General features: G+C 70.5%; 20 protein-coding genes and 1 tRNA gene. 14 read left to right on the top strand and 7 right to left on the bottom strand.

All coding sequences use genetic code 11. From position 1 onward, the window contains the following. Positions 1 to 1,667 precede the first annotated feature (1,667 nt). The 4 genes from NP048_RS00235 to NP048_RS00220 all read left to right on the top strand — a co-directional run bounded on the left by NP048_RS00235 (position 1,668) and on the right by NP048_RS00220 (position 4,616). Positions 1,668 to 2,312 (top strand): hypothetical protein, encoded by a 645-nt coding sequence (locus NP048_RS00235; RefSeq protein ID WP_227576974.1) that lies wholly within the window; start codon positions 1,668 to 1,670, stop codon positions 2,310 to 2,312. Continuing rightward, positions 2,312 to 2,746 (top strand): hypothetical protein, encoded by a 435-nt coding sequence (locus NP048_RS00230; RefSeq protein ID WP_227576973.1) that lies wholly within the window; start codon positions 2,312 to 2,314, stop codon positions 2,744 to 2,746. Before NP048_RS00235 ends, NP048_RS00230 begins: the two co-directional genes overlap by 1 nt. Positions 2,747 to 2,849: 103 nt before the next feature. Further along, positions 2,850 to 3,257 carry a hypothetical protein gene (locus NP048_RS00225; protein WP_227576972.1) on the top strand — a complete coding sequence of 136 codons (408 nt, stop codon included), beginning with the start codon at positions 2,850 to 2,852 and terminating at the stop codon, positions 3,255 to 3,257. Between the two features lie 492 nt (positions 3,258 to 3,749). After that, complete coding sequence (locus NP048_RS00220; protein WP_227576971.1) at positions 3,750 to 4,616, top strand: nuclease-related domain-containing protein; 867 nt, start codon at positions 3,750 to 3,752, stop codon at positions 4,614 to 4,616. Between the two features lie 537 nt (positions 4,617 to 5,153). Here the strand turns inward: NP048_RS00220 and NP048_RS00215 are convergent. The 3 genes from NP048_RS00215 to NP048_RS00205 form a co-directional block, all read right to left on the bottom strand. Next, positions 5,154 to 5,462, bottom strand: a complete 309-nt coding sequence (locus NP048_RS00215) for a hypothetical protein (protein ID WP_227576970.1) — start codon at positions 5,460 to 5,462, stop codon at positions 5,154 to 5,156. Between the two features lie 50 nt (positions 5,463 to 5,512). Next, entirely contained in the window at positions 5,513 to 5,872 is a 360-nt protein-coding gene (locus NP048_RS00210; protein ID WP_227576969.1) for a hypothetical protein, read from the bottom strand. A 352-nt stretch (positions 5,873 to 6,224) separates the two neighbouring features. Continuing rightward, positions 6,225 to 7,823 (bottom strand): competence protein CoiA family protein, encoded by a 1,599-nt coding sequence (locus tag NP048_RS00205; RefSeq protein WP_227576968.1) that lies wholly within the window; start codon positions 7,821 to 7,823, stop codon positions 6,225 to 6,227. 249 nt (positions 7,824 to 8,072) lie between these two features. On the opposite strand from NP048_RS00205, the gene NP048_RS00200 reads away from it, so the two are divergent. Next, positions 8,073 to 8,444, top strand: coding sequence for a hypothetical protein (locus NP048_RS00200; RefSeq protein WP_227576967.1), 372 nt, complete (start codon positions 8,073 to 8,075; stop codon positions 8,442 to 8,444). Positions 8,445 to 8,852: 408 nt separating this feature from the next. Here NP048_RS00200 and NP048_RS00195 read toward each other — a convergent pair whose 3' ends face one another. Further along, on the bottom strand, positions 8,853 to 9,692 hold the full coding sequence (locus NP048_RS00195) for a hypothetical protein (protein ID WP_227576966.1): 840 nt from the start codon (positions 9,690 to 9,692) through the stop codon (positions 8,853 to 8,855). A 30-nt stretch (positions 9,693 to 9,722) separates the two neighbouring features. On the opposite strand from NP048_RS00195, the gene NP048_RS00190 reads away from it, so the two are divergent. Both NP048_RS00190 and NP048_RS00185 read left to right on the top strand, forming a co-directional pair. After that, positions 9,723 to 10,064: a hypothetical protein gene (locus NP048_RS00190; RefSeq protein ID WP_227576965.1), complete on the top strand. Its 342-nt coding sequence runs from the start codon at positions 9,723 to 9,725 to the stop codon at positions 10,062 to 10,064. Continuing rightward, positions 10,061 to 11,698: a transposase gene (locus NP048_RS00185; protein ID WP_227576964.1), complete on the top strand. Its 1,638-nt coding sequence runs from the start codon at positions 10,061 to 10,063 to the stop codon at positions 11,696 to 11,698. Before NP048_RS00190 ends, NP048_RS00185 begins: the two co-directional genes overlap by 4 nt. Positions 11,699 to 11,965: 267 nt before the next feature. Here NP048_RS00185 and NP048_RS00180 read toward each other — a convergent pair. Next, positions 11,966 to 12,048 (bottom strand) — tRNA-Leu (locus NP048_RS00180). A 262-nt stretch (positions 12,049 to 12,310) separates the two neighbouring features. Here NP048_RS00180 and NP048_RS00175 point away from each other — a divergent pair. The 7 genes from NP048_RS00175 to pknB are packed head-to-tail and all read left to right on the top strand — an operon-like array spanning position 12,311 to position 21,421. Then, positions 12,311 to 13,018 (top strand): FHA domain-containing protein, encoded by a 708-nt coding sequence (locus NP048_RS00175; RefSeq protein ID WP_191783144.1) that lies wholly within the window; start codon positions 12,311 to 12,313, stop codon positions 13,016 to 13,018. A 9-nt stretch (positions 13,019 to 13,027) separates the two neighbouring features. Next, positions 13,028 to 13,525: an FHA domain-containing protein FhaB/FipA gene (locus tag NP048_RS00170; protein WP_227576963.1), complete on the top strand. Its 498-nt coding sequence runs from the start codon at positions 13,028 to 13,030 to the stop codon at positions 13,523 to 13,525. 4 nt (positions 13,526 to 13,529) lie between these two features. Continuing rightward, on the top strand, positions 13,530 to 14,999 hold the full coding sequence (locus tag NP048_RS00165; protein ID WP_227576962.1) for a Stp1/IreP family PP2C-type Ser/Thr phosphatase: 1,470 nt from the start codon (positions 13,530 to 13,532) through the stop codon (positions 14,997 to 14,999). Next, positions 14,999 to 16,624 carry an FtsW/RodA/SpoVE family cell cycle protein gene (locus tag NP048_RS00160; protein WP_227576961.1) on the top strand — a complete coding sequence of 542 codons (1,626 nt, stop codon included), beginning with the start codon at positions 14,999 to 15,001 and terminating at the stop codon, positions 16,622 to 16,624. Before NP048_RS00165 ends, NP048_RS00160 begins: the two co-directional genes overlap by 1 nt. After that, complete coding sequence (locus NP048_RS00155) at positions 16,621 to 18,072, top strand: peptidoglycan D,D-transpeptidase FtsI family protein (RefSeq protein WP_227576960.1); 1,452 nt, start codon at positions 16,621 to 16,623, stop codon at positions 18,070 to 18,072. The genes NP048_RS00160 and NP048_RS00155 overlap by 4 nt, the downstream gene beginning before the upstream one ends. Beyond that, positions 18,069 to 19,418: a serine/threonine-protein kinase gene (locus NP048_RS00150; protein ID WP_227576959.1), complete on the top strand. Its 1,350-nt coding sequence runs from the start codon at positions 18,069 to 18,071 to the stop codon at positions 19,416 to 19,418. Before NP048_RS00155 ends, NP048_RS00150 begins: the two co-directional genes overlap by 4 nt. Continuing rightward, positions 19,418 to 21,421 (top strand): Stk1 family PASTA domain-containing Ser/Thr kinase, encoded by a 2,004-nt coding sequence (pknB, locus tag NP048_RS00145; RefSeq protein ID WP_227576958.1) that lies wholly within the window; start codon positions 19,418 to 19,420, stop codon positions 21,419 to 21,421. Before NP048_RS00150 ends, pknB begins: the two co-directional genes overlap by 1 nt. Before the next feature lie 85 nt (positions 21,422 to 21,506). Here the strand turns inward: pknB and NP048_RS00140 are convergent, their stop codons facing one another. Then, positions 21,507 to 22,130 carry an aminodeoxychorismate/anthranilate synthase component II gene (locus NP048_RS00140; protein WP_227576957.1) on the bottom strand — a complete coding sequence of 208 codons (624 nt, stop codon included), beginning with the start codon at positions 22,128 to 22,130 and terminating at the stop codon, positions 21,507 to 21,509. Then, a complete protein-coding gene (locus tag NP048_RS00135; RefSeq protein ID WP_227577228.1) occupies positions 22,127 to 22,291 on the bottom strand; it encodes a hypothetical protein in 165 nt (54 codons plus the stop codon). Before NP048_RS00135 ends, NP048_RS00140 begins: the two co-directional genes overlap by 4 nt. Positions 22,292 to 22,328 lie beyond the last annotated feature (37 nt).

Genomic DNA, 22,328 nt, shown 5'->3' with positions numbered 1-22,328 from the left:
GGACGCCGCTTGGGTCCGAGATAGGACTACTCGTGTGCCCTACCGGGAGGACGGGCACACCTTCTGGAAGGACGAGCTTGATGAGAAGGCAACCGCGGCGGCTCGGGCGGCCCTCAGACGGGAGATCGACGAGGAGCTTCGCAGACGACAACTTGTTCGCAGGCGCAGCAGCCTGCCGCTTGAACGCAGGGTCGAACTCGCTGGAAAGGAGAACCCGCAGGAGATCCTGCTCGAGTTAGCACACGACGGGGCGATCGAGGTTCGCCGAGCAGTGGCACACAACTACTACGCTAAGGCTGGTGTGCTCGCGCACCTCGCGTGCGATGAGTCCACGGAGATTCGTGCCGCCGTGGCAAGGCACTTCCACACCGGCGCGGAAATCCGCGCCCAACTTGCGCGCGACAGGTCCGTCGAGGTTCGCCAAGCGATTGCACGCCATGGTGCGCCCGAACTGCTGACCCAACTCGCACAGGATGAATCTCCGGAGGTGCGACGCGCCGTTGCTCGGCAACACTGGACGAAGCCCCAAGTTCTGAAGGCACTCGCGGAGGATGGGGATGCCGAGGTTCGAGCGGCGGTTGCCTCGCACTCGAGCGACCGTGATGTGCTCTCACGCTTCGCGATGGACGAGGAAGTCGACGTCCGGCTCGCTCTGGCCGCGAACACGACGCGCGACGTAATGCCGGACGTGCTCACGAGTCTCGCAACAGACGGGTCGCCGAAAGTCCGCGCAGCCATAATCTCCAACGCGTTCTTCTGGGGATGTCCGCTGCAAATCGGTGAACTCCTCGCATCCGATCCCGAACCTTCCGTCCGGAAGGCTTTGTCGCAGTCCTACTTGACCTCTCTCGGGTACGGACACAACGGCAAAGCCGTGCTGTCCGAGTCAGCTCTTGTGAACCTCGTGGCTTCGGGGACCGACAAGTTCCGCAGAGCCATCGCTCGGGACAACCGAACCCCGCGCGAGGTACTCACTCGACTCGCCGAACACGAGGACCCCGAGACGCTCGAAGGCGTGGCAGGTCACCCCTACGCCGATGCGGACGTTCTCGCGCGCCTCGCCCGGTCTCGTGACACCGCGGTGCTCGCACAGATCGCGAAGCGATGGATTTCGCTGACGTGGGCCGATCCACGGGACGACCGCGACACGGCCTTGATGATGGCTCTGGCGGAAAACCCTCGAACACCTGCAGACGTGCTGACTCAGTTCGCCCGTTCCTCCTACGACCACGGCGACCGTGAGATCGCTCTGGCGGCCGTTCGAAACCCTGCCTTCCCGGAGCAAGCCCTTCTCGACCTTGCCGAAGGTCAGTTCACCGACCCACAAATCCTCCGCATGGCCGCAGAGAAGCGGTCGGCCACAGTTCGCGCGGCGATCGCCGCGAATGCCGGCACTCCGCCTGACGTCCTCGCGGCTCTCGCCAGCGACCCCTATCCCGGTATTCGGAACAGCCTCTTGAAAAACCCCAACACTCCGGCGGAGGCGTTGATCGGACTTATCGATGGGTCAGACGACAAGTAGACCCCGAGAAGCGCGGGCTATGGAGCACCCGTGGTCTGCCCCGGGTTCCGTGGAGTGAGATTTCGGAAGTTTCGAGGGCTCTGCCGATCTCAACGTGCGAGACGTCCCGAGTCGGTTCTGGGGCATTCCGTACAGTCCGGACCCGATGACTCGCCCGTCGCCGGGTGCGACCCGGCGCGAGGGCGCTAGGCAAGAGGGCACCACCACGCCCGCGGAGGCAGTGGCCGACGTCGGGATGTTCGCCCTGACGTTCTGGCCGGGCGGCATCGGGGCCGCCGGCGGCACCCTGGCCAAGCCGGCGCTCCAGGAGCTGGCGTGGGCGCTGCGCCATCACCCGCAGGACTTCCTGGACAGTGCCGCCGCGCGCATCCGGTGGAACGTGCGTCACGCCGACGACTCAGGTGCCGTCCAGGTCGTCTCCACTCGACGCCCGGGCGACCCCGCGTCCGTCGGCTGGGCAACCACGACCAAGTACCGCGCCACTTTCGAGCGAGCCAACCCGGCCGTACCCATGAAGGACCTAGTCATCCACCACGCGGTCGAACAGCAGGTCATGACCCGGTATCCAGGGCTCTTCCACAAGTACGAACTGCACTCGATGGAGAACTTGCGTGGCATCCCCCAGCAGCTCAACAGGGATCTCCACCTAGTACAGGTCCGAGCGGCATGGGACGACTTCTACGACGCGTTCGCGGCCGCCGGACGCAATCCCAGCCGCCAAGAGGTGTTCGACCACGCAACCAGGGTCGATGATCTGCTCGGACACCACTTCATCCCTCGGGAGCGCTGATGTACTGGATCAAGCCAGAGGTCGCCGGAGGCCTCGCAGAGGGCTCCGACTACGACGTGACCCGGGACCCCCAACTGGTCGGCCCCCTTCACTACGAGTTCGCAGACTGGCTCGGTGACGACATCGTGACGACCGCAGGGTTCTGGCTGGTGACGGACCGCCTAGCTGCCGCTCTGCGCGCAGGCGACGTCACAGGCTGGGACCTGGGCGTCGTGCACGTGTCGAGGTCTGAAGAGCTCGTGCTGCGCAAGCCTGACCTCGAGCTGCCGCACTGGAATCGCCTGCTCCCACACGGCGTTGCGGGCGACGACATCGTCCTGGTCCACAGGGTGTACCTGTGCGTGAGCGAGCGAGCCCTGTCGGTCCTGCGGAGCTTCAACCTCGCCAATGCCCGCATGAGGGACGAGTCCGAGATCCCGCCACCGATCCGGTGACATGTGGTCGTGAGCCCCGGGCACGCACGGGTTTCTCCGCCCCACTCCGACGGACGGCATCCAGGTCCACTCCGACCCCGAGCTGGGGATCGTCTTCGAGGACGTGCCCGACCTGACCGGCGACGAGGCCGAGGTCTACAACTGGATGGCCATGTACCAGAAGGCGTTCTGGCAGACCCTGCGCACCAACGAGGTCGCCGGCACCTTCGCCACGTTCACGTCAGCCGAGGTCCAGGCCTCGCTCGCGAAGCTCGCCTCGGACAACGCCGCCCAAGGATTCCGTGTGGGTGGCACGTTCAAGACGTGGATCCGCGACATCTCCGTGACGGAGGGCACCGCTACCGCCGTCAACTGTGATGACCTTCGAGAGGTGACGTTCGCTACGGGCGCGGGGTCATTCAGTGCCGACGACGTGGGCCAGGGAGTGCCACAGCGCTACCGGGTCGAGCTGCTGCGTCTGGACAACGGCACCTGGTACATCAACAGGATCACGGGGGACGGCACGTGCTGACCCGCCCCGCGGGACTCCTGCTCCTGAGCGGCGCTCTGTTGCTGGCCTCGCCCGGCCATCTCCGGGACGCACACCGCGCCACCTCATCGGCGTCAGCCTGCCTCGAATCCGGCCCACAGCGCGGCATCCGACCCGACAAGCCCTGCCGAGACCCCTCGGCGGGGCTTCTCGCCGTCCGCGTGCGAACTGGAGCCGGGTCCGGGACCCCCAGAACCACGAAACTCCCGGTCAGAGAACCCTGACCGGGAGTTTCGGTACTGCTCGAGCGGTTCCTTGCGGAACCACCCCACTGTGGGTGGTTCCCGATATCCCGTGACCTCGTGCGATGCACCAGTTCCTACGGAGCCAGGCACACCTCGGCAGCCTGTCCAGGCACACACTTGTCGCAGCGCCGTACAGAACCTGCGCACGCGTACACGACCAGCTGACCGGTGCCCGACGACGCATCCGCAAGAGGTCCACTTCGCGCCAGTTCGAGCCGATGAGGTGGGCATGGGACAACCGCAGGTGGCGCGCTGGCGCAAGCACGGCAAGGACCGGCTGTACGTCAACCAGCCCGACGGTCGGCGCCTGGGCTGGCACGACCTCCTCGACGGCACAGACCACGCCGACTCCCCGGATCATCTCGCCGCCGTTCAGGCTGCGGCGGCCCGCTGGCGTGCTGAGCGCGTGCCGACACCCCCACGCGGCGACCAGGACGATCCCCACAGCGCTGTGGCACCCGACTGGTACGACCTGGCGGGCCGGGCTCCCGGCCAGATGGCACTTGCACAGGCGGACGCCATGCGCGCGGCCGCCCCCAAGCAAGGCTTCTGGGCACGCCTGTTCGGCCCCCCGCCCGCAGACCGAAGCTGGCGCGTCGGCGCCCGCGGCGAACAGCTCGTCGGCCAGGAACTCGCCCGTCTCATCGCGAAGGAGCCGCGCTGGACCTGCCTGCACGCCGTACCGGTGGGCGTCGATGGCTCCGACATCGACCACGTCGTCATCGGACCGGCCGGGGTCTTCACCCTGAACACCAAGCACCACCCTGCCGGAAGGATCTGGGTCGGCGCGCGGACCGTCCTGGTGAACGGCACCCGCGTGCCCTACCTGCGCAACGCCCGCCACGAGGCCGAACGGGCCTCACGCCTCCTGACCGCAGCAGCCGGTTTCCCCGTCAGAGTTCAAGGTGTCGTAGTCGTGATCGCCTCATCACTGACCGTCAAGGAGCACCCGTTCGACGTTGCGGTCATCGGGCGACGCCAGCTGCGGCTCTGGTTCGGGTACCAACCCGAGTGCCTGACACCCGAGACGGCCGCCGCCGTGTACGACGTCGCTCGACGCTCGACGACCTGGTCCTCGACCCGAGGCGGTGGGTAGACGAGCACAGCGGTCATGCCACGCCCACGTCCGGCGAGGGGTTCCGGCCGTGGCTGGCACCTAGACCGGCACCAGCCGGACCCCGGCAGATTCGGCAAGGAACCGTCCACCGAGCCACTCGACCGCCACACCTGGACCAGAGGCCGGCACCGCCGTACCGCGGGTAGCCCACCCTGAGCGTCCCAACCTGAGCGCTCGACCACCGCCGGGACGCACACCGCGCCACCTCATCGGCGTCAGCCTGCCTCGAATCCGGCCCACAGCGCGGCATCCGACCCCAGGAGCCCTGCCGCGACCACGCGGCGGGGCTTCTCGGTGTCTGTGAGCACCTCAGAGCGACCCCGCACACCCCCGGAACCACGAAACTCCCGGTCAGAGAACCCTGACCGGGAGCTTCGGTACTGCTCGAGCGGTTCCTTCCGGAACCACCCCACTGTGGGTGGTTCCCGAAACTCGCTGACCACGCGTAACGCAGCGGCTCACGCAGCCCCAGGCACACCCCTTGGAGTGGTCCAGGCACACCCGGGAACTGCCAGGTCAGGGGTGTGCGGTCAACTCGTAGCAGCGAGCATGCCCGCCGTCCAGGAGTGCCTCGTAGCCGGCACTGTCGATCACGTGGACGTGTCGATCCGTCGTCCGCCTGACCCGCTCGATGAACGATGCCTTCCGGCTGTAGCGTCGCGCTTCATCGGTCAGTGGTCCGCTCCAGGTCTCCCCAGAGACGAGCACCGTCACCGCCATGGAGCTGTCCGGCGCGTTGAGGCCGGCCAGATTCTCGGTACGGCGACGGAGTTCAGGCCGGACCATCCGCTGCCCGCGGACGTAGATGGTGCCCGTGTAGAGCACGGTCTCTCCTCGTAGCGACGTGACCCAGCCGGTGCACGTCTCGCTGGCCCTCATCGTCCCGTCACCCGTCGCGCGTCGGCGTTGTCCCAGGCGTCGTACGTGCGGAGCAGGACTGTGATGATCTCGGATCGTGCTGGCACCGCGATCACGACCACGCTCCCTCGCACGAACCGCATCCGCCCGTACCCGTAGTCGTTGGCGCTCATGGCAACGTCGGGCCGCTCGCACGCCTCGATGACCTCGTGCGGCGTGAACCCGCGGGCCTCGACCGCGCTCTGGGCATGCCGACTGAAGCGCCACCCTCGAAGCATCTGAGGGCAGGTGATACGCGCGCGGCGCGGCGCGGGCTGGGCGCCTTCACCAGCAAGACGTACCTTATTATCGCTGCAGGTTATCTCCGTCGTAATCATAATCGTCCTCCTCGTAGAAATAACTTGAGGCGCCAAGTGCGTGAGCACTTAGCGCCTCGTAATATTGGTCTGAACTTGTAACTGGCGTCGCGGCACGGCCTGCCGTCGACCGCACCCAGAATGGCACTCGGTCGCACCGCTCGTCAATGGACTCTGGGCCCGGGCCACCTGCGTGCCTCGCGGGCGAGGCCGGGTCCGAGTCGGGGGGCGCTTGCGCTACGAGACGACGCTCACCCAGGGTCAGCCGACGCCATCGGTGCAGTGCTGCCCCTCTCCGCGGACTCCGCATGTGGTGCCGTACGTGCGCCGACCGCTCGTGCGGCGCATGGCCAACCGTCGCCCCCGAGTGCCCTCATCGAGACGTGAGCCCCAGGCGCCGGATCACTCGCTTCCACATGGACGAGGCGGTTGTTGCACCCTCATGGTGGTGCGAGGCGAGCGAATCAACGGTCGGCAAAGCGGAGTCAGGTGACGCTCCCGACTCGGAGACCAAGGCGGGTTCGAGCACGTCGTCTGCCGTCCCGCCCACGTGATGCTTCTGCTCATCGAGGTCCGGCGCGGGCGCCGCCGGAGCGTCCCGGTCGGTCTCGGCCACCAAAGTCCGACTTGGTGTGGCGTCCGCCGGCAAAGGCCGGCGCCTGCCGACCGCATCGACCTTCCACGGCTCGCCGGGCGTGTACTCGATCTCGATGACGTTCGCCCTCTTCATGCGCCGCAGGAGCTCTCTGAGCGCCTTCAGACCGTCGCCGTACGTCCGGGACCGGCCGCGAGCGAGGTGCTCGAGCAGGATCTCGAACGAGATCAACTCCCCCTCCGAGCTCGCGGTGAGCTCGTAGACGATCGCCTTCCAGTGCTGGCGATCCAGCCCGAGCACATCGGCGAAGTGCTGGTCGTGAGGGAGCACCGGGTCACGGACGAACGGAGGGATCTGGCCGTCGTGCTGAGCGAGGACCCAGGCGCGAACCGGCGAGGCATCCCAGGCGCGGGCGCGGGCTTCGCGCGCCAGCTTGAGCTCAGCCGCATCGCGACGTCGCTGCTCTTCCTGTGCGCGCATCTCGGCCTCCTCCTTCGCGGCGGCCGCCCTGCGTCGCGCTGCGGCTCGGAGCAGGTTCTCCAGGTCTGGGGTCATGACCCCGTCGCGGGTCAGGGTGCACTGAGCCATCGGGACGAAGTCCCACCTGTCGGCGGCGGTGGCGTTGATCGGCGCGACTGGACCGAACTCGTCGTCGTGAACCCAGGCGGTGATGATCTCCTGCCTGGTCGGGTCCACCCACAACGGGATCGAGCCCGCGGCGCACATCGTCTGGACGAGCTTGCCGACTGCCAGGTCTCCGCTCTTGGTCCGCCGGAAGTGAGGAGTGCGATGCCCCAGCAGCCAGACCGCCGTGGACCCGTCCCGCGTGAGGTCTGCGTGTCGCAGTTCCCACTCCGCAGCCGTCAGGTCGGAGTACTGCACTTCGATGTAGACCCGGTGTCCCGACCTGCCCAGCACGGTCACGTCGGGGCGGCGCGATCCATCCGGCGTGGCCTTTTCGAGGTCCACGACCAGGTCAGGGTGCTGGCTCCGCGCCCAGTGGGCCAGCATCGCCTTCGCCATCTGATGCGCCAAGCGCTCAGGCTCGTGCTCATGCCCGGTCCCGCTCAGGTGCTGAAAGCCTGGCCGGCGCGGCCTCTCCTTGGTGCCCTCTCGGAAAGCCCCTGTCAGCGGGGCGCGGCAGTTCGGGATGACGCACCGCAGACGCTCCTTGGCGCGCTCACGGAACTCTCGCTGCTCCTCCTTCGGCGTGTCTTCAGGGAACTCCACCAGACGGTCATCGTCATCCACGTCGACCGCGAAGCGCATGGTGGTCACACCGTTCTGCACCTTCGCCAGCGCCGTCTTCGAGTGCCGACGGCGACTCCCGCCGGCGCGAGCACGCTCGCGACTTCCGCTCACCTCCGCCTCCCCCATGCGGCGCAGTATGCCGACGGGGTCTGACTTTGGTGGTCAGCAGCGGGTGCAGCTCGAGTTCGCAGTGGACCATCCGCACACCCGCGCCCGGAGCTTTCCAGAGAGGACACCCGTGCCGGGTGGACCAGGAGGCCGGCCGCTACTGTGGTCACGAAACGGAGGGAGACGCCGGTGGTGACGAGTTCAGCGCGACCCCGGTTTCGACTGAATTGCGCCGCGTGCCGACGCCCCATCGGCCAGCAGGCTGACGTGTACGTCGTCGACGACGAGTGGCGTCGCCGCTACCCACGGAAGATGGCGGGCGTCATCATCTGCGTGGCTTGCTCAAGGAAGCACGAAGACATCTGCAGGACGCCCGACGGTGACTACGTCCGCGGTCACATCCTCGTGACGCCCGCGCTCGTGACTCGCGGCCTCCCGGCGTCGCGGTCCGACATCGACTTGTGCAGCCACCTGCTCTATCCAGCTACGCAACGTGCCGCGGTGCAGGCCGAACCTGAGTCGGGCATCGCGCAGGGCGCCAAGGAGTATCTGGCGGCATTGAGCGCCGACCCCCGCTGCAGCGCTGCGGCTCGCTCCCGCATCGACCGTGCGTTCGCCGACGTTGCCCGGCGTCGCTGACGCAGCATCGCGGCGACTTCAGTTGGGCACCGACGATCCCCGGGCTAGAGGGGCGCACGGACCCACGACAGTGCGAGCGCGTATCGAACTGGTGTCCGTCGCCGGATCGGCTACTTCCTCACGATGATGCTGCAGCTGGTGCACTTCAACTGGTTGGTCGTGTACGGCTGGAGCGTGTACGTCCCGCACACCGGACACTCGTGCCCCTTGGCCACGGGGACTCCTCTCCTCGGTACTGCCCGCCAGGGCAGCTCACGTCTTGCCTGACCGTAGCGCTGGCTACTCGACGCCGGGTATTGATTGACGGGAGATCACTCGATTGACCTGCGGCTCCGTACCTAATGGCCCTGAGCGGCGGCCCTCGTCAACGGACGAAGGACCGGCCCGGCGCTGGTGAGCGGTGACCTGCTACGTCTCCTCGAAGCCGTTGGCGTTGAACCGCAGCGTCGTCCCGTTCTCACGCACCGTTCGCACGGTCTCGGCGCTGAAGCCGTCGCCGTTCACGGCTTGGATCTCGATGCTGACCTCCAAACGGGTGCCGGGAGCCGCCTCCAGATGCTGGAGAACCTCCTGCTGGATGCGCGCGAAGTCGCGCCCGTACCGTTCCGGATCGAGCCTGGTCGAGCCGAAGTACCGCGTCACCACTCGCACCGCCGGCAGCGGCGGGACGGGGGTGCCCGCGTGACCCGGCGACGGCGTCAGTACCGGGTCGGACGTGCCAGACGGGGTCGAGGGGAATATCGGCTCAGACCTCGACTCGGCGCCCCGCTGCTGCGTCGCGATGCCCGGCATCACCACGAGCCACGAGTCGCTCAGCGACATGGGCTCGGGGCGGTCGCCTGGCAACACCAGGCCGACATACCGGCCAGCTACCTCGTCGTACCCCTCGGCGAGTGCGAACGCCTCGAGCTGCCAGACGATCGAGTTGAGCGCGCCGAGCAGCGCACCTTCGAGCACGGACCTGTCGCGCAGCCGGTCGAGGTAGGGGTACTGGGCGTACAGGTTCCACAGGTCTCCGACGCTGAAACGAAGGCGCCGTGGGAACCGCCTGAGGAGCGGTTGCGCGCCAACCAGCGGATCGTCCCCTACACCGCGGCCGAGGTGGTCCGGCTCCTGGAGGTCGCAAGCCAGCAGCGCACGCCCCTGCAGCGGCGCCGAATGCAGGCGTTCCTCGCACTGGGCCTCGGCGCCGGGCTCTACCCGCGCGAGATCTGGCACGTCACGACCGAGAATCTGGTCGAGCGGCACGGCCACCTCTGTCTGGCCGTACCCGGCAAGTTGGCCCGCACCGTCCCGATCAGCCCGCCGCACGACGGCACGCTGCAGCTCATCAGGGAGGAGGACCCGGGGTCGTTGCTGCTGAGCTTCTTCGCCGCGGACTGGGACCGCTCGCGCCTGTCCAGGCTCATGCAGTACCTCGAGCTCCCACCAGACTGCCCGCCGCTGCGCCTGAGCCGCCTGCGCGTCACCTGGGTCAAGGAGCACCTCGAGCATGGCGTGCACCTCGGCGCGCTCGCCCAGCTCGCTGGCGTCACCTCCTCGAAGACCTTCGGCTACGTGATGCCGTTCATGACCCCGCTGCCCGAGCACGAGGTGTTCGCCTCGATGGTGCGGCGATGAAGGCCCGCCGCGCCGGTCAGTCCCGGCCTTTGATGACGTCCACCGGCCTGAGCCGTGTCATCAACACCCCGCCTCCGCTGACGTCCGCGCAGAAGGTCCGGCGCGCTCGAGCCTGGGCCGAGAGCGAGGTGGTCTCCCAGCTGGTCATGGCCCGGACGCGCACGGTCGGCCGTCACCGCGCATTCCCGTTGGACGCCGTGGCCGCGGGGATGATGCTGCACGCCCTGGGCAGCCCGACGGCGTTCACTCTGGCCGGTGTCACCCGCACCCTGCTGTCGGCGTCGCCCAGCGACCGGTTCGCGCTGGGCTTCCCGCCCAGGAGCGTGATCCGGTACCGACCTGTGCTGTCCGGGTTCCACGCTCTGGAGGACGCGCTGGGCGTGGGGTTCTTCGTGCCTCACAACCACGAGCTGACCGCCGATCCCGAGACCGGCGAGGTCGACGAGTGCCCCGACGGCTGCCCCTTCGCCCCCGCGACCCTCGACGAGGTCGCCACGGGCTTGGTCCAGGCCAGCATCCCGTCCACATGGACGCCGCCGGACGCGGTGGCCATCGACGGGACCGACGTCGAGTCCGCCTACCGCGCACGCACCGAGAACATGGAGACCGAGGCAGACGATCGGCCGGCTGCTGACGCGGACGCACGCTGGGCCAAGCGCACCAGCACAGACCGGCGGCCCACCGAGATGTACTTCGGCTACGAAGCGCACATCGCGACCTACGCACCCGAACCCCAAGGCGAACCGCTGCCCCAGCTCGCCGCCGGCCTGGCCATGCGCCCCGGGGTCCGGGACAGGGCCGGTGCTGCCCTCGGGATCCTGGACGCCTTGCGGCACGTCAAGGAGGTCCTCCTCGACCGCGGCTACACCACCTCCCGCGCGGAGAACCTCGCCCGGCCGCTGCGGGAGCGCGGCATCGCCGTGACGATGGACCTGCACACCACCCAGCGCGGCGTGCGCCCCGGTCCGATCACCGGGAGCCTGTGGATCGACGGCGCGCTGTACTCCGACGCGCTGCCCGATCCGCTGCGGCAGCTCGAGCCGCCGAAGATCGGCGACACCGCCACCCAGAAGGCCCGCGCCCGTGAGTTGTTCGACAAGCGGGAGGCCTACCGCTTCACGCCGCTGGCCCGTCGGCGCGACGGGCTCGGCAGCCAGCGGTGGAAGGGCCCGGCCCTGGCCGGGCACCTCCGCTGCGCGAACACCCCGGCCTCGATGCGCCTGGGACGCCACCTGCCCACCGCACGGTGTGTCCGCGGCGGCACGTGTGCGTGCGGCAAGACCGTCACGGTGCGCGACACCGACCTCGAGCGCGACCGCCAGCCGTTGCCCTGGCAGTCCACGCGGTGGGCGTTGTCGTTCAACCGTCGGAGCCTCATCGAGGGGCTCAACGCTCAGCTCCGCTACCAGGTGCGCAACGTCAACCGCGGCTACTTCCGCGTCCCCGGCCTCGTCGCGACCACCCTGCTGATGGCGGTGACCCTCGCCGCGCACAACATCGAGCGGCTCCGCGGCTGGCACCTCGCCCGGCACCAGCCCGACCCGTGGCAGGTCGAGCTCGACGAAGAACCGTCGACCGAACCGATGGACCGCCACACCTGGACGAAGGGCCGGCGCCGCCCGTACCGCGGGTAGCCGCCTGAGCGTCCACACCTGATCGCCCGGTCGCCTCCGGGACGCACGCCGCGCCACCCCGTCGGCGTCAGCCTGCCCGGAAACCGCCCCACAGCGCCGAATCCGGCCCCAGAAGCCCTGCCGAGACCCCTCGGCGGGGCTTCTCGACGTCCGCGGGCGCCTCCAGACGGGCCGCAGCACCCCCAGAACCACGAAACTCCCGGCCAGAGAACCCTGACCGGGAGTTTCGGTACCACCTGAGCGGTTCCTTCGGGAACCACCTCACTGTGCGCGAGGCGGGATTTGAACCCGCACGCCCTTTCGGACACTGGCACCTGAAGCCAGCGCGTCTGCCGTTCCGCCACTCGCGCGCGCCGCAGAACGTTAGCACGGCGGGGGCCCCACCACCGAACCGCCCCGGTCGCCCCACGGCTGGCCGCTCACGCACCGCCCCCACACCGATCCGTCCACAGGTACCTCTTCAACGCGCCGCAAGCACCGTGTACTCCCATGGGCACCCGTCCAGCCCGTCGCACGGATACCATCGAGGCGGATCGTCGTCGCGCCGCGTCGCGCGAGCCGACGAGCACAGGGACGGGCCACCCGGCCCGCCCGATGCGGGAGGAGGTGGACGTGGGATTCCTCGACAAGTTCGAGAACGGCGTGGAGCGAGTCGTCAACAACGCGTTCGCCCGTGCCTTCCGCAGCGAGGTCAAGCCCATCGAGCTGGCCGACGCCCTGCGTCGTGAGCTCGACGACCGCGCCGCCGTGGTCGGGCGGGACCGCACCGTCGTGCCCAACGAGTTCACGATCGAGCTGTCCACCCCCGACTACGACCAGGTCGAGGCATGGGGCGCCGAGGCCCTCGCGGAGGAGCTCGCCGCCAACGTGACCGAGCACGCGTCCAGCCAGCACTACGCGTTCGTCGGGCCCGTGACCGTGTCGTTCTCCGAGAACACGGAGCAGGACGCCGGCAGGTTCGCGGTCCACAGCGCGACCGTGCGCGGTGCGGTGGCCCCGGCCACGAACGCGGCACCCAGCCCGCGGCACCCGCTCATCGACATCGACGGGCAGCGCTACATCCTCACCGGCCCCGTCACGGTCATCGGCCGCGGCTCGGAGGCCGACATCATCGTCGACGACCCGGGTGTCTCGCGTCGTCACCTGGAGATCCGCGTGACGCCCGACGGCGTCGTGGCCAGCGACATGGGATCCACCAACGGCGTGTTCGTCGAGGGGCACCAGGTGCCGGCGGCGACGCTGCTCGACGGCAACACGCTGACCATCGGTCGCACCCGCATCCTGTTCTGGACGGGCGGCGACGCGGACGTGGACGAGTGATGCCGCGGCATGAGTGAGCTCACCATCACCCTGCTGCGGCTGGGATACCTCGCGCTGCTGTGGTTCCTCGTCCTGTCGGCCATCACCGTGCTGCGACGCGACCTGTACGGCACGCGGATCATCGACCGACGTCGCGCGCCCGGCAAGGTGACGGCCGAGTCGCCCGTGCCCGTCGGTGAGACGCCCCGTGCGCCGCGGCGCACGCGCGGCAGCGGTGGCCCCACCCGGCTCGTCGTGACCGAGGGCCCGCTGCGCGGCACGACGCTGCCGCTCGGGTCGTCCGCGGTCCTCGTCGGCCGTGCGCCGAGCTGCACGCTCGTCCTCGACGACGACTACTCCTCGTCGCGCCACGCGCGGATCTTCCCGCAGGGCGACCAGTGGTTCGTCGAGGACCTCGGCTCCACCAACGGCACGTTCGTCGGTGAGCAGCGGGTCGAGAAGCCCACTCCCGTCCCCACCGGTACCGCGGTGCGGGTCGGTCAGAGCCTCCTCGAGCTGCAGAGGTAGCGGAGTGACAGTCGCCCTGCGCTACGCCGCACGCTCCGACGTCGGCCTCGTCCGCTCGGACAACCAGGACTCCGCCTACGCGGGTCCCCACCTGCTCGTCGTCGCCGACGGCATGGGCGGGCACGCGGGCGGCGACGTCGCCTCGTCCGTCGCCGTCGCCGCACTGGCACCTCTCGACGGGGAGTCGCACGGCCCCGACGACGCTCTCGACGAGCTCGAGACCGCCCTCGACGACGCCCGCTCCGAGATCATCGCGCGCAGCGACGCCGAGCCGGACCTCGCCGGCATGGGCACGACCGTCACTGCGATCCTGCGCGCCGGCAACAAGCTCGCCATGGTGCACCTGGGCGACTCCCGCGGGTACCTCTTCCGCGACGGCACGCTCACGCAGGTCACCACGGACCACACGTTCGTGCAGCACCTGGTCGACACGGGCCGCATCACGCCCGAGGAGGCCGAGCACCACCCGCAGCGGTCGGTCGTCATGCGCGTCCTCGGCGACTTCGACAGCGACGTGACCGCCGACCTCTCGGTGCGTGAGGCGCGGCCGGGCGACCGGTGGCTGCTGTGCTCCGACGGGCTGTCGGGGTACGTCTCCGCGGAGACGATCGCCGAGACGCTGGCCGAGATCGAGGACGTCGACGCGTGCGCGGACCGGCTCGTGCAGCTCGCCCTGCGAGCGGGCGGCCCGGACAACGTGACCGTCGTCATCGCGGACGTCGTCGAGCTGGACTCCCTCGCGGACGGGACGATGCCGTCGACCGCGAGCTCGGTCGTCGGGGCGGCCGCGGTGAGCCGCAACCGACCGTCGGCCGCGGCGGACGGCCCGGCGGCGCGTGCTGCGCGACTGAGTCGCAAGGCCCGCTCGGAGGCCGGCGCGTCGGACGACGACGCCCGCGACGACGACACGGACGACGGGGACGCCGCTCCCCCGTCCCCCCCGGACGACGACGCGGACCGGTCGCACGACGACGAGGACGAGCCGCTGGAGCCCGCACCCCGCCGGCGCGGGCTCGCGCTGACGTGGGTCGCCGTGGGCGTCGCGCTGGTCGCCGCCCTCGTCGGCGCGTACCTGTGGACGCAGACCCAGTACTTCGTGGGCGCGCCGGACGGCACGGTCGCCGTCTACCGCGGCATCCCGCAGTCCCTCGGCCCCGTGGAGCTCGCGTCGCTCGTCGAGACGTCCGACGTGCAGGTCGACGAGCTGCCGGCCTACCTGCGGGAGCGGGTCGAGAGCACGATCTCCGCCGGGTCCCTCGAGGAGGCGCGCCGCCTGGTCGACATGCTGGCCGAGGGCGCCACACCCAAGCCGTCGCCCACGCCCACGGCGACACCCACGCCCACCATGACGCCCACACCGGGCGCGACCCTGCCGGCACAGGCCGTCGACCCGGTGATCCCGCCCCCGGCCGACCCCGAGACGAACGCCGGTGCGCCGACCCTCGGCCCGCCCGCGGTCACCCGCACGCTGTGATGGCCACCGTCCAGCCCCACCGGGTCCGACCCGGGCGAGGGACGGAGCTGCTGCTGCTCGTCCCCGCCCTGGGCATCGGCATCGCGGGGTACGTGCTGGCGGGGCTCGGTGCGACGGGCTCCGTGCCGCCGCACGTCATCGCCTACGCGGTCGGCACCACGGTGCTCGCGCTCGTGGTGCACGTGGTGCTGCGCCTGCGCGCGCCGTGGGCCGACCCGGTGATCCTGCCGATCGTGGTCGCGCTCAACGGCATCGGCCTGACGATGATCTACCGCATCTCCATCGCGTACGCGGAGCGCGGCCGCTCGGAAGCGGGCATCGCGGACCGTCAGCTCGCGTGGACGGCCATCTCCGTGGCCCTGGCGATCGCGGTCCTGTGGTTCCTGCGCGACCACCGCACGCTGCGCCGCTACACCTACACGGCGATGGTCGCAGCGCTCGTGCTCATCGTCCTGCCGCTGGTCCCCGGGCTCGGTCAGACCATCAACGGCGCCCGCATCTGGGTGCGCGTCGGCCCGGTGGGCATGCAGCCCGCCGAGTTCGCGAAGATCGCGCTGGCCGTGTTCTTCGCCGGCTACCTGGTGACGCACCGCGACACCCTCGCGCTGGCCGGCAAGCGGGTGCTGGGTCTGCAGCTGCCGCGGGCCCGCGACCTCGGGCCGATCATCCTGGTCTGGGCGGCGTCGCTCGCGGTCCTCGTCCTGCAGCGCGACCTCGGCACGTCGCTGCTCTTCTTCGGCCTGTTCGTCGCCGTGCTCTACCTCGCGACCGAGCGGACCTCGTGGATCATCATCGGGCTCGTGCTGTTCGTCGGTGGCGCGGGTGTCGCCGCGGCGACGTTCGGGCACGTCGGCGCGCGGTTCGACGTGTGGCTGCACGCGCTCGACGACGAGATCTTCAGCCGCGACCCGGGCGGCTCCGGGCAGCTGGTGTACGGCCTGTTCGGCATGGCCAACGGCGGGCTGTTCGGCACCGGCCTCGGGCAGGGCCGGCCGGACCTCGTGCCGTTCTCCTACTCCGACTTCATCGTCGCGGCCCTCGGTGAGGAGCTCGGCCTGACAGGGCTGATCGCGATCCTGCTGCTCTACACGATCCTCGTGTCCCGCGGCCTGCGGACCGCGATCGGTGTCCGCGACGGGTTCGGCAAGCTCCTCGCCGGTGGCCTGTCGTTCGTCGTCGCGTTCCAGCTGTTCGTCGTCGTCGGCGGCGTGACGCGCCTGATCCCGCTGACAGGACTGACCACACCGTTCCTCGCGTACGGCGGGTCGTCCCTGGTCGCCAACTGGATCGTCGCGGCCCTGCTGCTGCGGATCTCCGACGAGGCACGCCGACCCGTACCGGCCGTGCGCGCGATCCCGACCCCGGACATCGGCATCCCCCTGTCCGCTGCCGGCCGCTCCCGGCCCGTGGGCGGCGGACGCAGCACCGGGCGCACGGGCACCCCCGCCGCCGGCACGCCGGTGGTGGTCGGGGACGCGCCGATCCGCACGTCCACCCCCGCACTCGACACCGGGCCAGTGCCCGACGACAGCCCGACCCAGCACCTGGGCGCCGACGCGCTGCTCCAGGACGAGCCGGCCACGGACGAGCACGACACCGACCACCGGGGAGGTGAGACGCGATGAACACCCCCCTGCGTCGCCTCGCGACCATCACGCTCGTCATGTTCGTGGCCCTCATGGCCTCGGCGACGTGGGTCCAGTTCTTCCAGGCGGAGTCGCTGAACACCGACCCCCGCAACGTCCGCACCCTGTACCGCGAGCACGGCAACGCGCGCGGGCCGATCGTCGCGGGTGGTGAGGCGATCGCGTCGTCGGTCCCCGTCGACGACCCGTTCGGGTACCAGCGCGTCTACCCGCAGGGCGACCTGTACTCGGCCGTGACCGGCTTCTACTCGATCGCGAACGGGCGCAGCGAACTCGAGAAGTACGAGAACGACCAGCTCACCGGCCGTTCGGACCAGCTGTTCTTCACGCGGATCCGCGACCTGCTGACCGGCAAGCGGCCCGAGGGCGCCGCTGTCGAGACGACCATCCTGCCTGCGGCGCAGCAGGCGGCGTTCGCCGGCCTGGCCGGCCAGGGCGGGGCGGTCGTCGCGATCGAGCCGTCCTCCGGGCGGATCCTGGCGATGGTGTCGACGCCGGGTTTCGACCCCAACGTCCTGGCCGTGCACTCGACCAGCGAGGCTGCCGCGCAGTACCGCGCGCTCTTGCAGGCGCCCGGCAACCCGCTGCGCTCCCACGCGATCCAGGAGCGGTACGCGCCGGGGTCGACGTTCAAGCTCGTGACCGCCGCGGCCGCCCTCGAGTCGGGGAGCTACACGGCCGACACCGCCGTGCCGTCGCCCACGACGCTGACCCTGCCGCAGACGTCCGCGACGATCGGGAACTTCGGCGGCAGCAGCTGCGGCGGCGAGCAGGTCAGCCTCGCGGAGGCACTGCGCATCTCGTGCAACACCGCGTTCGCGAGCCTCGGCATGACGCTGGGTGAGGACGCGCTGCGCGAGCAGGCCGAGCGGTTCGGGTTCCACGACCCGGAGCTCACGGTGCCCATGCCGGTCGTGGAGTCGGTGTTCCCCTCCGGCCTGGACCCCGCACAGCTCGCGCAGTCGGCGATCGGCCAGCGCGACGTGCAGGCCTCCCCCATGGAGATGGCCATGGTCGCGTCCGCGATCGCCAACGGGGGACGGCTCATGACCCCGTTCCTCGTCGACACCGTGCGCGCCGCGGACCTCACCGTCGTCTCCAAGACCGAACCCCAGGTGTTCTCGGACGCCGTGTCGGCGTCCACGGCGAGCGCCCTGACGCAGATGATGGTCGGTGTGGTCGACTCCGGTACCGGGAAGGCCGCCCGCATCAACGGCGTCCGGGTCGCGGGCAAGACCGGCACGGCCCAGACCGTCGAGGGTCAGCCGCCGCACGCGTGGTTCACCGCGTTCGCCCCGGCCGACGCGCCGCGGGTGGCAGTGGCCGTGATCGTCGAGAACGGCGGCAGCATGGGCAACGAGGCGACGGGCGGCGCAGCCGCCGCGCCCATCGCCCGCGCCGTCATCGAGGCGGTGCTCGCGTCATGAGGACCGCACCGGGTGTCGCGCTGGGCGGTGGCCGTTACCGCCTGCTGCGCCGGATCGCCGTCGGCGGCATGGGCGAGGTGTGGGAGGCCAACGACGACGCGCTCGCACGCGCGGTCGCCGTCAAGGTGCTGCGCGACGAGTTCGCCGGAGACGTGGGGTTCCTCGAGCGGTTCCGCACCGAGGCCCGCAACTCCGCCGCGTTGCACCACCCGCACATCGCCGCGCTGTTCGACTACGGGGAGCAGGACGGCTCCGCGTACCTCGTCATGGAGCTGGTGGTCGGCGAGCCGCTGTCCGACCTGCTCGAGCGTGAGCCGGTGCTGCCGCCGCGGCGTCTGCTGCCGATGCTCGCGCAGACGGCCCGCGGGTTGCACGCCGCACACCTGGCCGGCGTGGTCCACCGCGACGTCAAGCCCGGCAACATCCTCCTCGCACGTTCCGGCAAGGTGAAGATCACCGACTTCGGCGTCTCGTTGGCCGCCGACCAGAAGACGATGACCGCGACGGGCATGGTCATGGGCACGGCCCAGTACCTGTCGCCCGAGCAGGCCGTCGGGCGGCCCGCGACCCCGCTCTCGGACCTCTACTCCCTGGGCGTCGTCGCCTACGAGGGCCTCGCAGGCAAGCGGCCGTTCACGGGGCCGACCGCTGTGGACATCGCGGTCGCGCACGTCAACGACCCGGTGCCGCCCCTGCCCGCCTCGGTCGACAAGAAGCTCGCGGCGCTCGTGATGCGGCTGCTGTCGAAGGAGCCCGCGGACCGTCCCGCGTCGGGTGAGGAGCTCGCGGGCCTGCTGGACCGTCTGATGCCGCAGACCCCGCCGTCGGGCGTCGCGGTGCTGGTCAGCAAGCCCACCCGTGCGCGCGAGGACCGGCGGGTCGCGACAGCCCCCCGCACCTCCGCGGACGCCCCGCGCACCGCGCAGGACGCACCCGGGACGCCGCCGTCCTACCCCCCGACGCGCCGCGAGCGCGCGGGCCGATCGACGGGCCCGGCGGGCACGACGGGCGACGTCTCGCGTCGCGACCGGCGTACGACGCCCGCGGACCGCGTGTCCGAGGACCTGCTGACCACAGCCGTCACGTGGGTACGTCGCCTGCGGCTGCCGCTCGTGGCGCTGGTCCTCGTCCTCATCGCCATGCTCGGTGCGGCACTGGCCGACCGGCTCCTGGGCTCGGCCCCGGCGGGCCCGTCCGTCGGCTCCGTCACCGCCGAGTACCCTCATGGCGGCCCACCAGGTGGGATGATCGCCGCAGAACCCACCGGGGCCGGTACGTCCGGCCCGGCAGACTGGTCACCGGCAGGCGCCGGGGGCCCGCGACCGACTGAAGTGAAGGATTCCTAGTGGTGGACGACGGATCTCGCATCCTCGCCGGCAGGTACCAGGTCGGCGAGCTCATCGGGCGTGGCGGCATGGCCGAGGTGCACATCGGGCACGACACTCGCCTGGGACGCACGGTGGCCATCAAGATCCTGCGCTCCGACCTGGCACGGGACCCGTCCTTCCAGGCCCGGTTCCGCCGTGAGGCGCAGTCGGCGGCCGCGCTGAACCACCCCGCGATCGTCGCGGTCTACGACACGGGCGAGGACGTCTTCACCGAGCCGTCGGGCAACGTCGCGCACGTGCCGTTCATCGTCATGGAGTACGTCGAGGGTCACACCGTGCGGGACATCCTGCGCGACGGCCACGCGGTGCCCATCGACGAGGGGATCGAGATCACCGCCGGTGTCCTGTCGGCACTGGAGTACTCGCACCACGCCGGCATCGTGCACCGCGACATCAAGCCCGCGAACGTCATGATCACCCCCACGGGTGCCGTCAAGGTCATGGACTTCGGCATCGCGCGTGCCGTGGCCGACTCCGCGGCGACGATGACGCAGACGCAGGCCGTCATCGGCACCGCGCAGTACCTCTCCCCCGAGCAGGCGCGCGGCGAGCAGGTCGACGCCCGGTCCGACCTGTACTCCACGGGCTGCCTGCTCTTCGAGCTGCTCACGGGCCGTCCCCCGTTCGTCGGCGACTCCCCCGTGGCCGTCGCGTACCAGCACGTCCGCGAGATGCCGCCCGTGCCCAGCACGATCGCATCCGACCTCCCCGAGTCGCTCGACCGCATCACCCTCAAGGCGCTGGCCAAGGAGCGCGACGCGCGCTACTCGACGGCGGCGGAGTTCCGCGCCGACCTCGAGGCCGTCCTGCGCGGCGGGCAGGTCAGCGCCCCCGCGGTCGGTGCGGCATTGGCGAGCGTCCCGACGGGTGACACCACCCAGGTCATGGCACCCCCGGTCGCCCCGACGCAGGCGATGCCTCCCGCGACCTCCCTGTGGGGCGCCACCGGGCTGGCCACGACCTCCGAGGCGGAGGCGGACGAGGAGGAGGAGAAGAAGAGGCCCTGGCTGATCTGGGTGCTCGCGCTCGTCGCCCTGCTGGCCGTCGGCGGCATCATCGCCGCCATCGCCGCCAACCAGGGCCCTCCCCCGGAGACGCAGGTCGACATCCCCGCGGTCGCCGGGCTCAAGCAGGACGAGGCGTTCACGCTGATCCGGGGTGCGGACCTGCTCCCGGAGCCCGTCCAGGAGGCCAACGACCTCGCGGCCGGTCTCGTCATCCGCACCGACCCGCCCGAGGGCACGCCGGTCGACAAGGAGTCCACGGTCACCGTCTACATCTCGACCGGACCGGCCGAGGTGAAGGTGCCGGACGTCGCCGACAAGAGCGAGGCGGAGGCCGTCAAGATCCTCGAGGACGCCGGCCTCGCGGTGTCGCCGACGCGGGAGACCGAGAACCACCCGACGATCGCCAAGGGCCGCGTCATCAGGACGGAGCCCGCGGCGGGCAGCCCCGCCAAGGCGGGCGACGCCGTCACGCTGTTCGTGTCGTCCGGGACCGTCGTCGTGCCGGACGTCCGGGGCAAGCACCAGGAGGACGCGGTGGCGGAGCTGGAGGCGCTCGGCCTGCGCGTCAGCACCACCGGTGAGGAGTCGACGGAACCCGAGGGCACCGTGGTCTCGCAGGACCGCGCGGACGTCATCGTGCCGCAGGGCACCACGATCAAGCTGGGCATCGCCGAGCCCGCGTCCACGGCCACGGTCCCGACGAACCTGCGCGGCATGACCTACGACCAGGCCGTGCAGGCACTCGCGGCCGTCGGCCTGACGAGCGTGACGTCCGAGGAGGTGCAGTCGGACGAGCCGAAGGGCACCGTCGTGTCGTCCGACCCCAGCGGCGGTACGCAGATCGCCAAGGAGCAGCGCGTCACGCTCCGCGTCTCGCGCGGGCCCAGTGCCAACGGCGGCGGGAACGGCAACAACCCCGGACCGACAGTCTCCCCGCCGTCCGACGGGAACTGACCCACCGCAACGCCAGCAGCGCACGAACGCCCCGGCCGGAAGGCCGGGGCGTTCGTCGTGGCGGGTCGTCCCGCGGCGGGTGGTGTCAGAGCCGCACGAGCGGGTGCAGACCCTGCGACCGCTCGACGGCGTCGGTGGCGCCACACACCTGCAGCCAGTTGGCGAGCAGGCGGTGCCCGCCCTCGGTGAGCACCGACTCGGGGTGGAACTGCACGCCGTGCAGCGGCAGCTCACGGTGCTGCAGGCCCATGATGATGCCGTTGGTGCGCGCCGTGACGACCAGGTCGTCGGAGAACGTGCCGTCGACGACCGCGAGCGAGTGGTACCGCGTCGCGGTGAATGGCGTCGGCAGGCCGGCGAGGACGCCCTGGCCGTCGTGCTCGACAGGGCTGGTCTTGCCGTGCATGAGCTCGGGTGCGTGCGTCACGGTGCCCCCGAAGACCTCGCCCAGGGCCTGGTGGCCCAGGCAGACGCCGAGCATGGGCGTGCCGGCCGCGGCGCAGTCCCGGATCACCTGAGTGCTCGCGCCGGCGTCCGCGGGCGTGCCGGGTCCGGGTGAGACGAGCACGCCGTCGTACCCGGCGCGCTCGGCCGCCGGCGGCACCGCGTCGTTCCGCACGATCTCGGTCTTCGCCCCGAGCTGGTCGAGGTAGCCGACGATCGTGTAGACGAACGAGTCGTAGTTGTCGACGACGAGGATCCGCGTCATCCCTCACCCACCGTGGTCTCGTTGAAGGGCATGAACGGCGCGATCGCCGGGAACACCCACAGGAAGCACGCCGCGAGGACCGCTGCGGCGAGCAGGGCGGCGAGCAGCACGCGCACGGGCGTCGGGCCCGGCAGGTGCCGCCACAACCATCCGTACATCATGAGCCTCCCGTCGTCGTCCGCCCAGCCCGGTCCCGCC

Origin of the sequence: Cellulomonas xiejunii, assembly GCF_024508315.1 — a bacterium.
Taxonomy (GTDB): Bacteria; Actinomycetota; Actinomycetes; order Actinomycetales; family Cellulomonadaceae; genus Cellulomonas; species Cellulomonas xiejunii.
This window is presented reverse-complemented; position numbering and strand designations above follow the sequence as displayed.

Coding starts and splice junctions, on each gene's coding strand:
- NP048_RS00235 (WP_227576974.1), top strand. CDS start 1,668: ATGACTCGCCCGTCGCCGGGTGCGACCCGGCGCGAGGGCGCTAGGCAA.
- NP048_RS00230 (WP_227576973.1), top strand. CDS start 2,312: ATGTACTGGATCAAGCCAGAGGTCGCCGGAGGCCTCGCAGAGGGCTCC.
- NP048_RS00220 (WP_227576971.1), top strand. CDS start 3,750: ATGGGACAACCGCAGGTGGCGCGCTGGCGCAAGCACGGCAAGGACCGG.
- NP048_RS00210 (WP_227576969.1), bottom strand. CDS start 5,872: ATGATTACGACGGAGATAACCTGCAGCGATAATAAGGTACGTCTTGCT.
- NP048_RS00205 (WP_227576968.1), bottom strand. CDS start 7,823: ATGGGGGAGGCGGAGGTGAGCGGAAGTCGCGAGCGTGCTCGCGCCGGC.
- NP048_RS00185 (WP_227576964.1), top strand. CDS start 10,061: ATGAAGGCCCGCCGCGCCGGTCAGTCCCGGCCTTTGATGACGTCCACC.
- NP048_RS00170 (WP_227576963.1), top strand. CDS start 13,028: ATGAGTGAGCTCACCATCACCCTGCTGCGGCTGGGATACCTCGCGCTG.
- NP048_RS00160 (WP_227576961.1), top strand. CDS start 14,999: ATGGCCACCGTCCAGCCCCACCGGGTCCGACCCGGGCGAGGGACGGAG.
- NP048_RS00155 (WP_227576960.1), top strand. CDS start 16,621: ATGAACACCCCCCTGCGTCGCCTCGCGACCATCACGCTCGTCATGTTC.
- NP048_RS00150 (WP_227576959.1), top strand. CDS start 18,069: ATGAGGACCGCACCGGGTGTCGCGCTGGGCGGTGGCCGTTACCGCCTG.
- NP048_RS00140 (WP_227576957.1), bottom strand. CDS start 22,130: ATGACGCGGATCCTCGTCGTCGACAACTACGACTCGTTCGTCTACACG.
- NP048_RS00135 (WP_227577228.1), bottom strand. CDS start 22,291: ATGATGTACGGATGGTTGTGGCGGCACCTGCCGGGCCCGACGCCCGTG.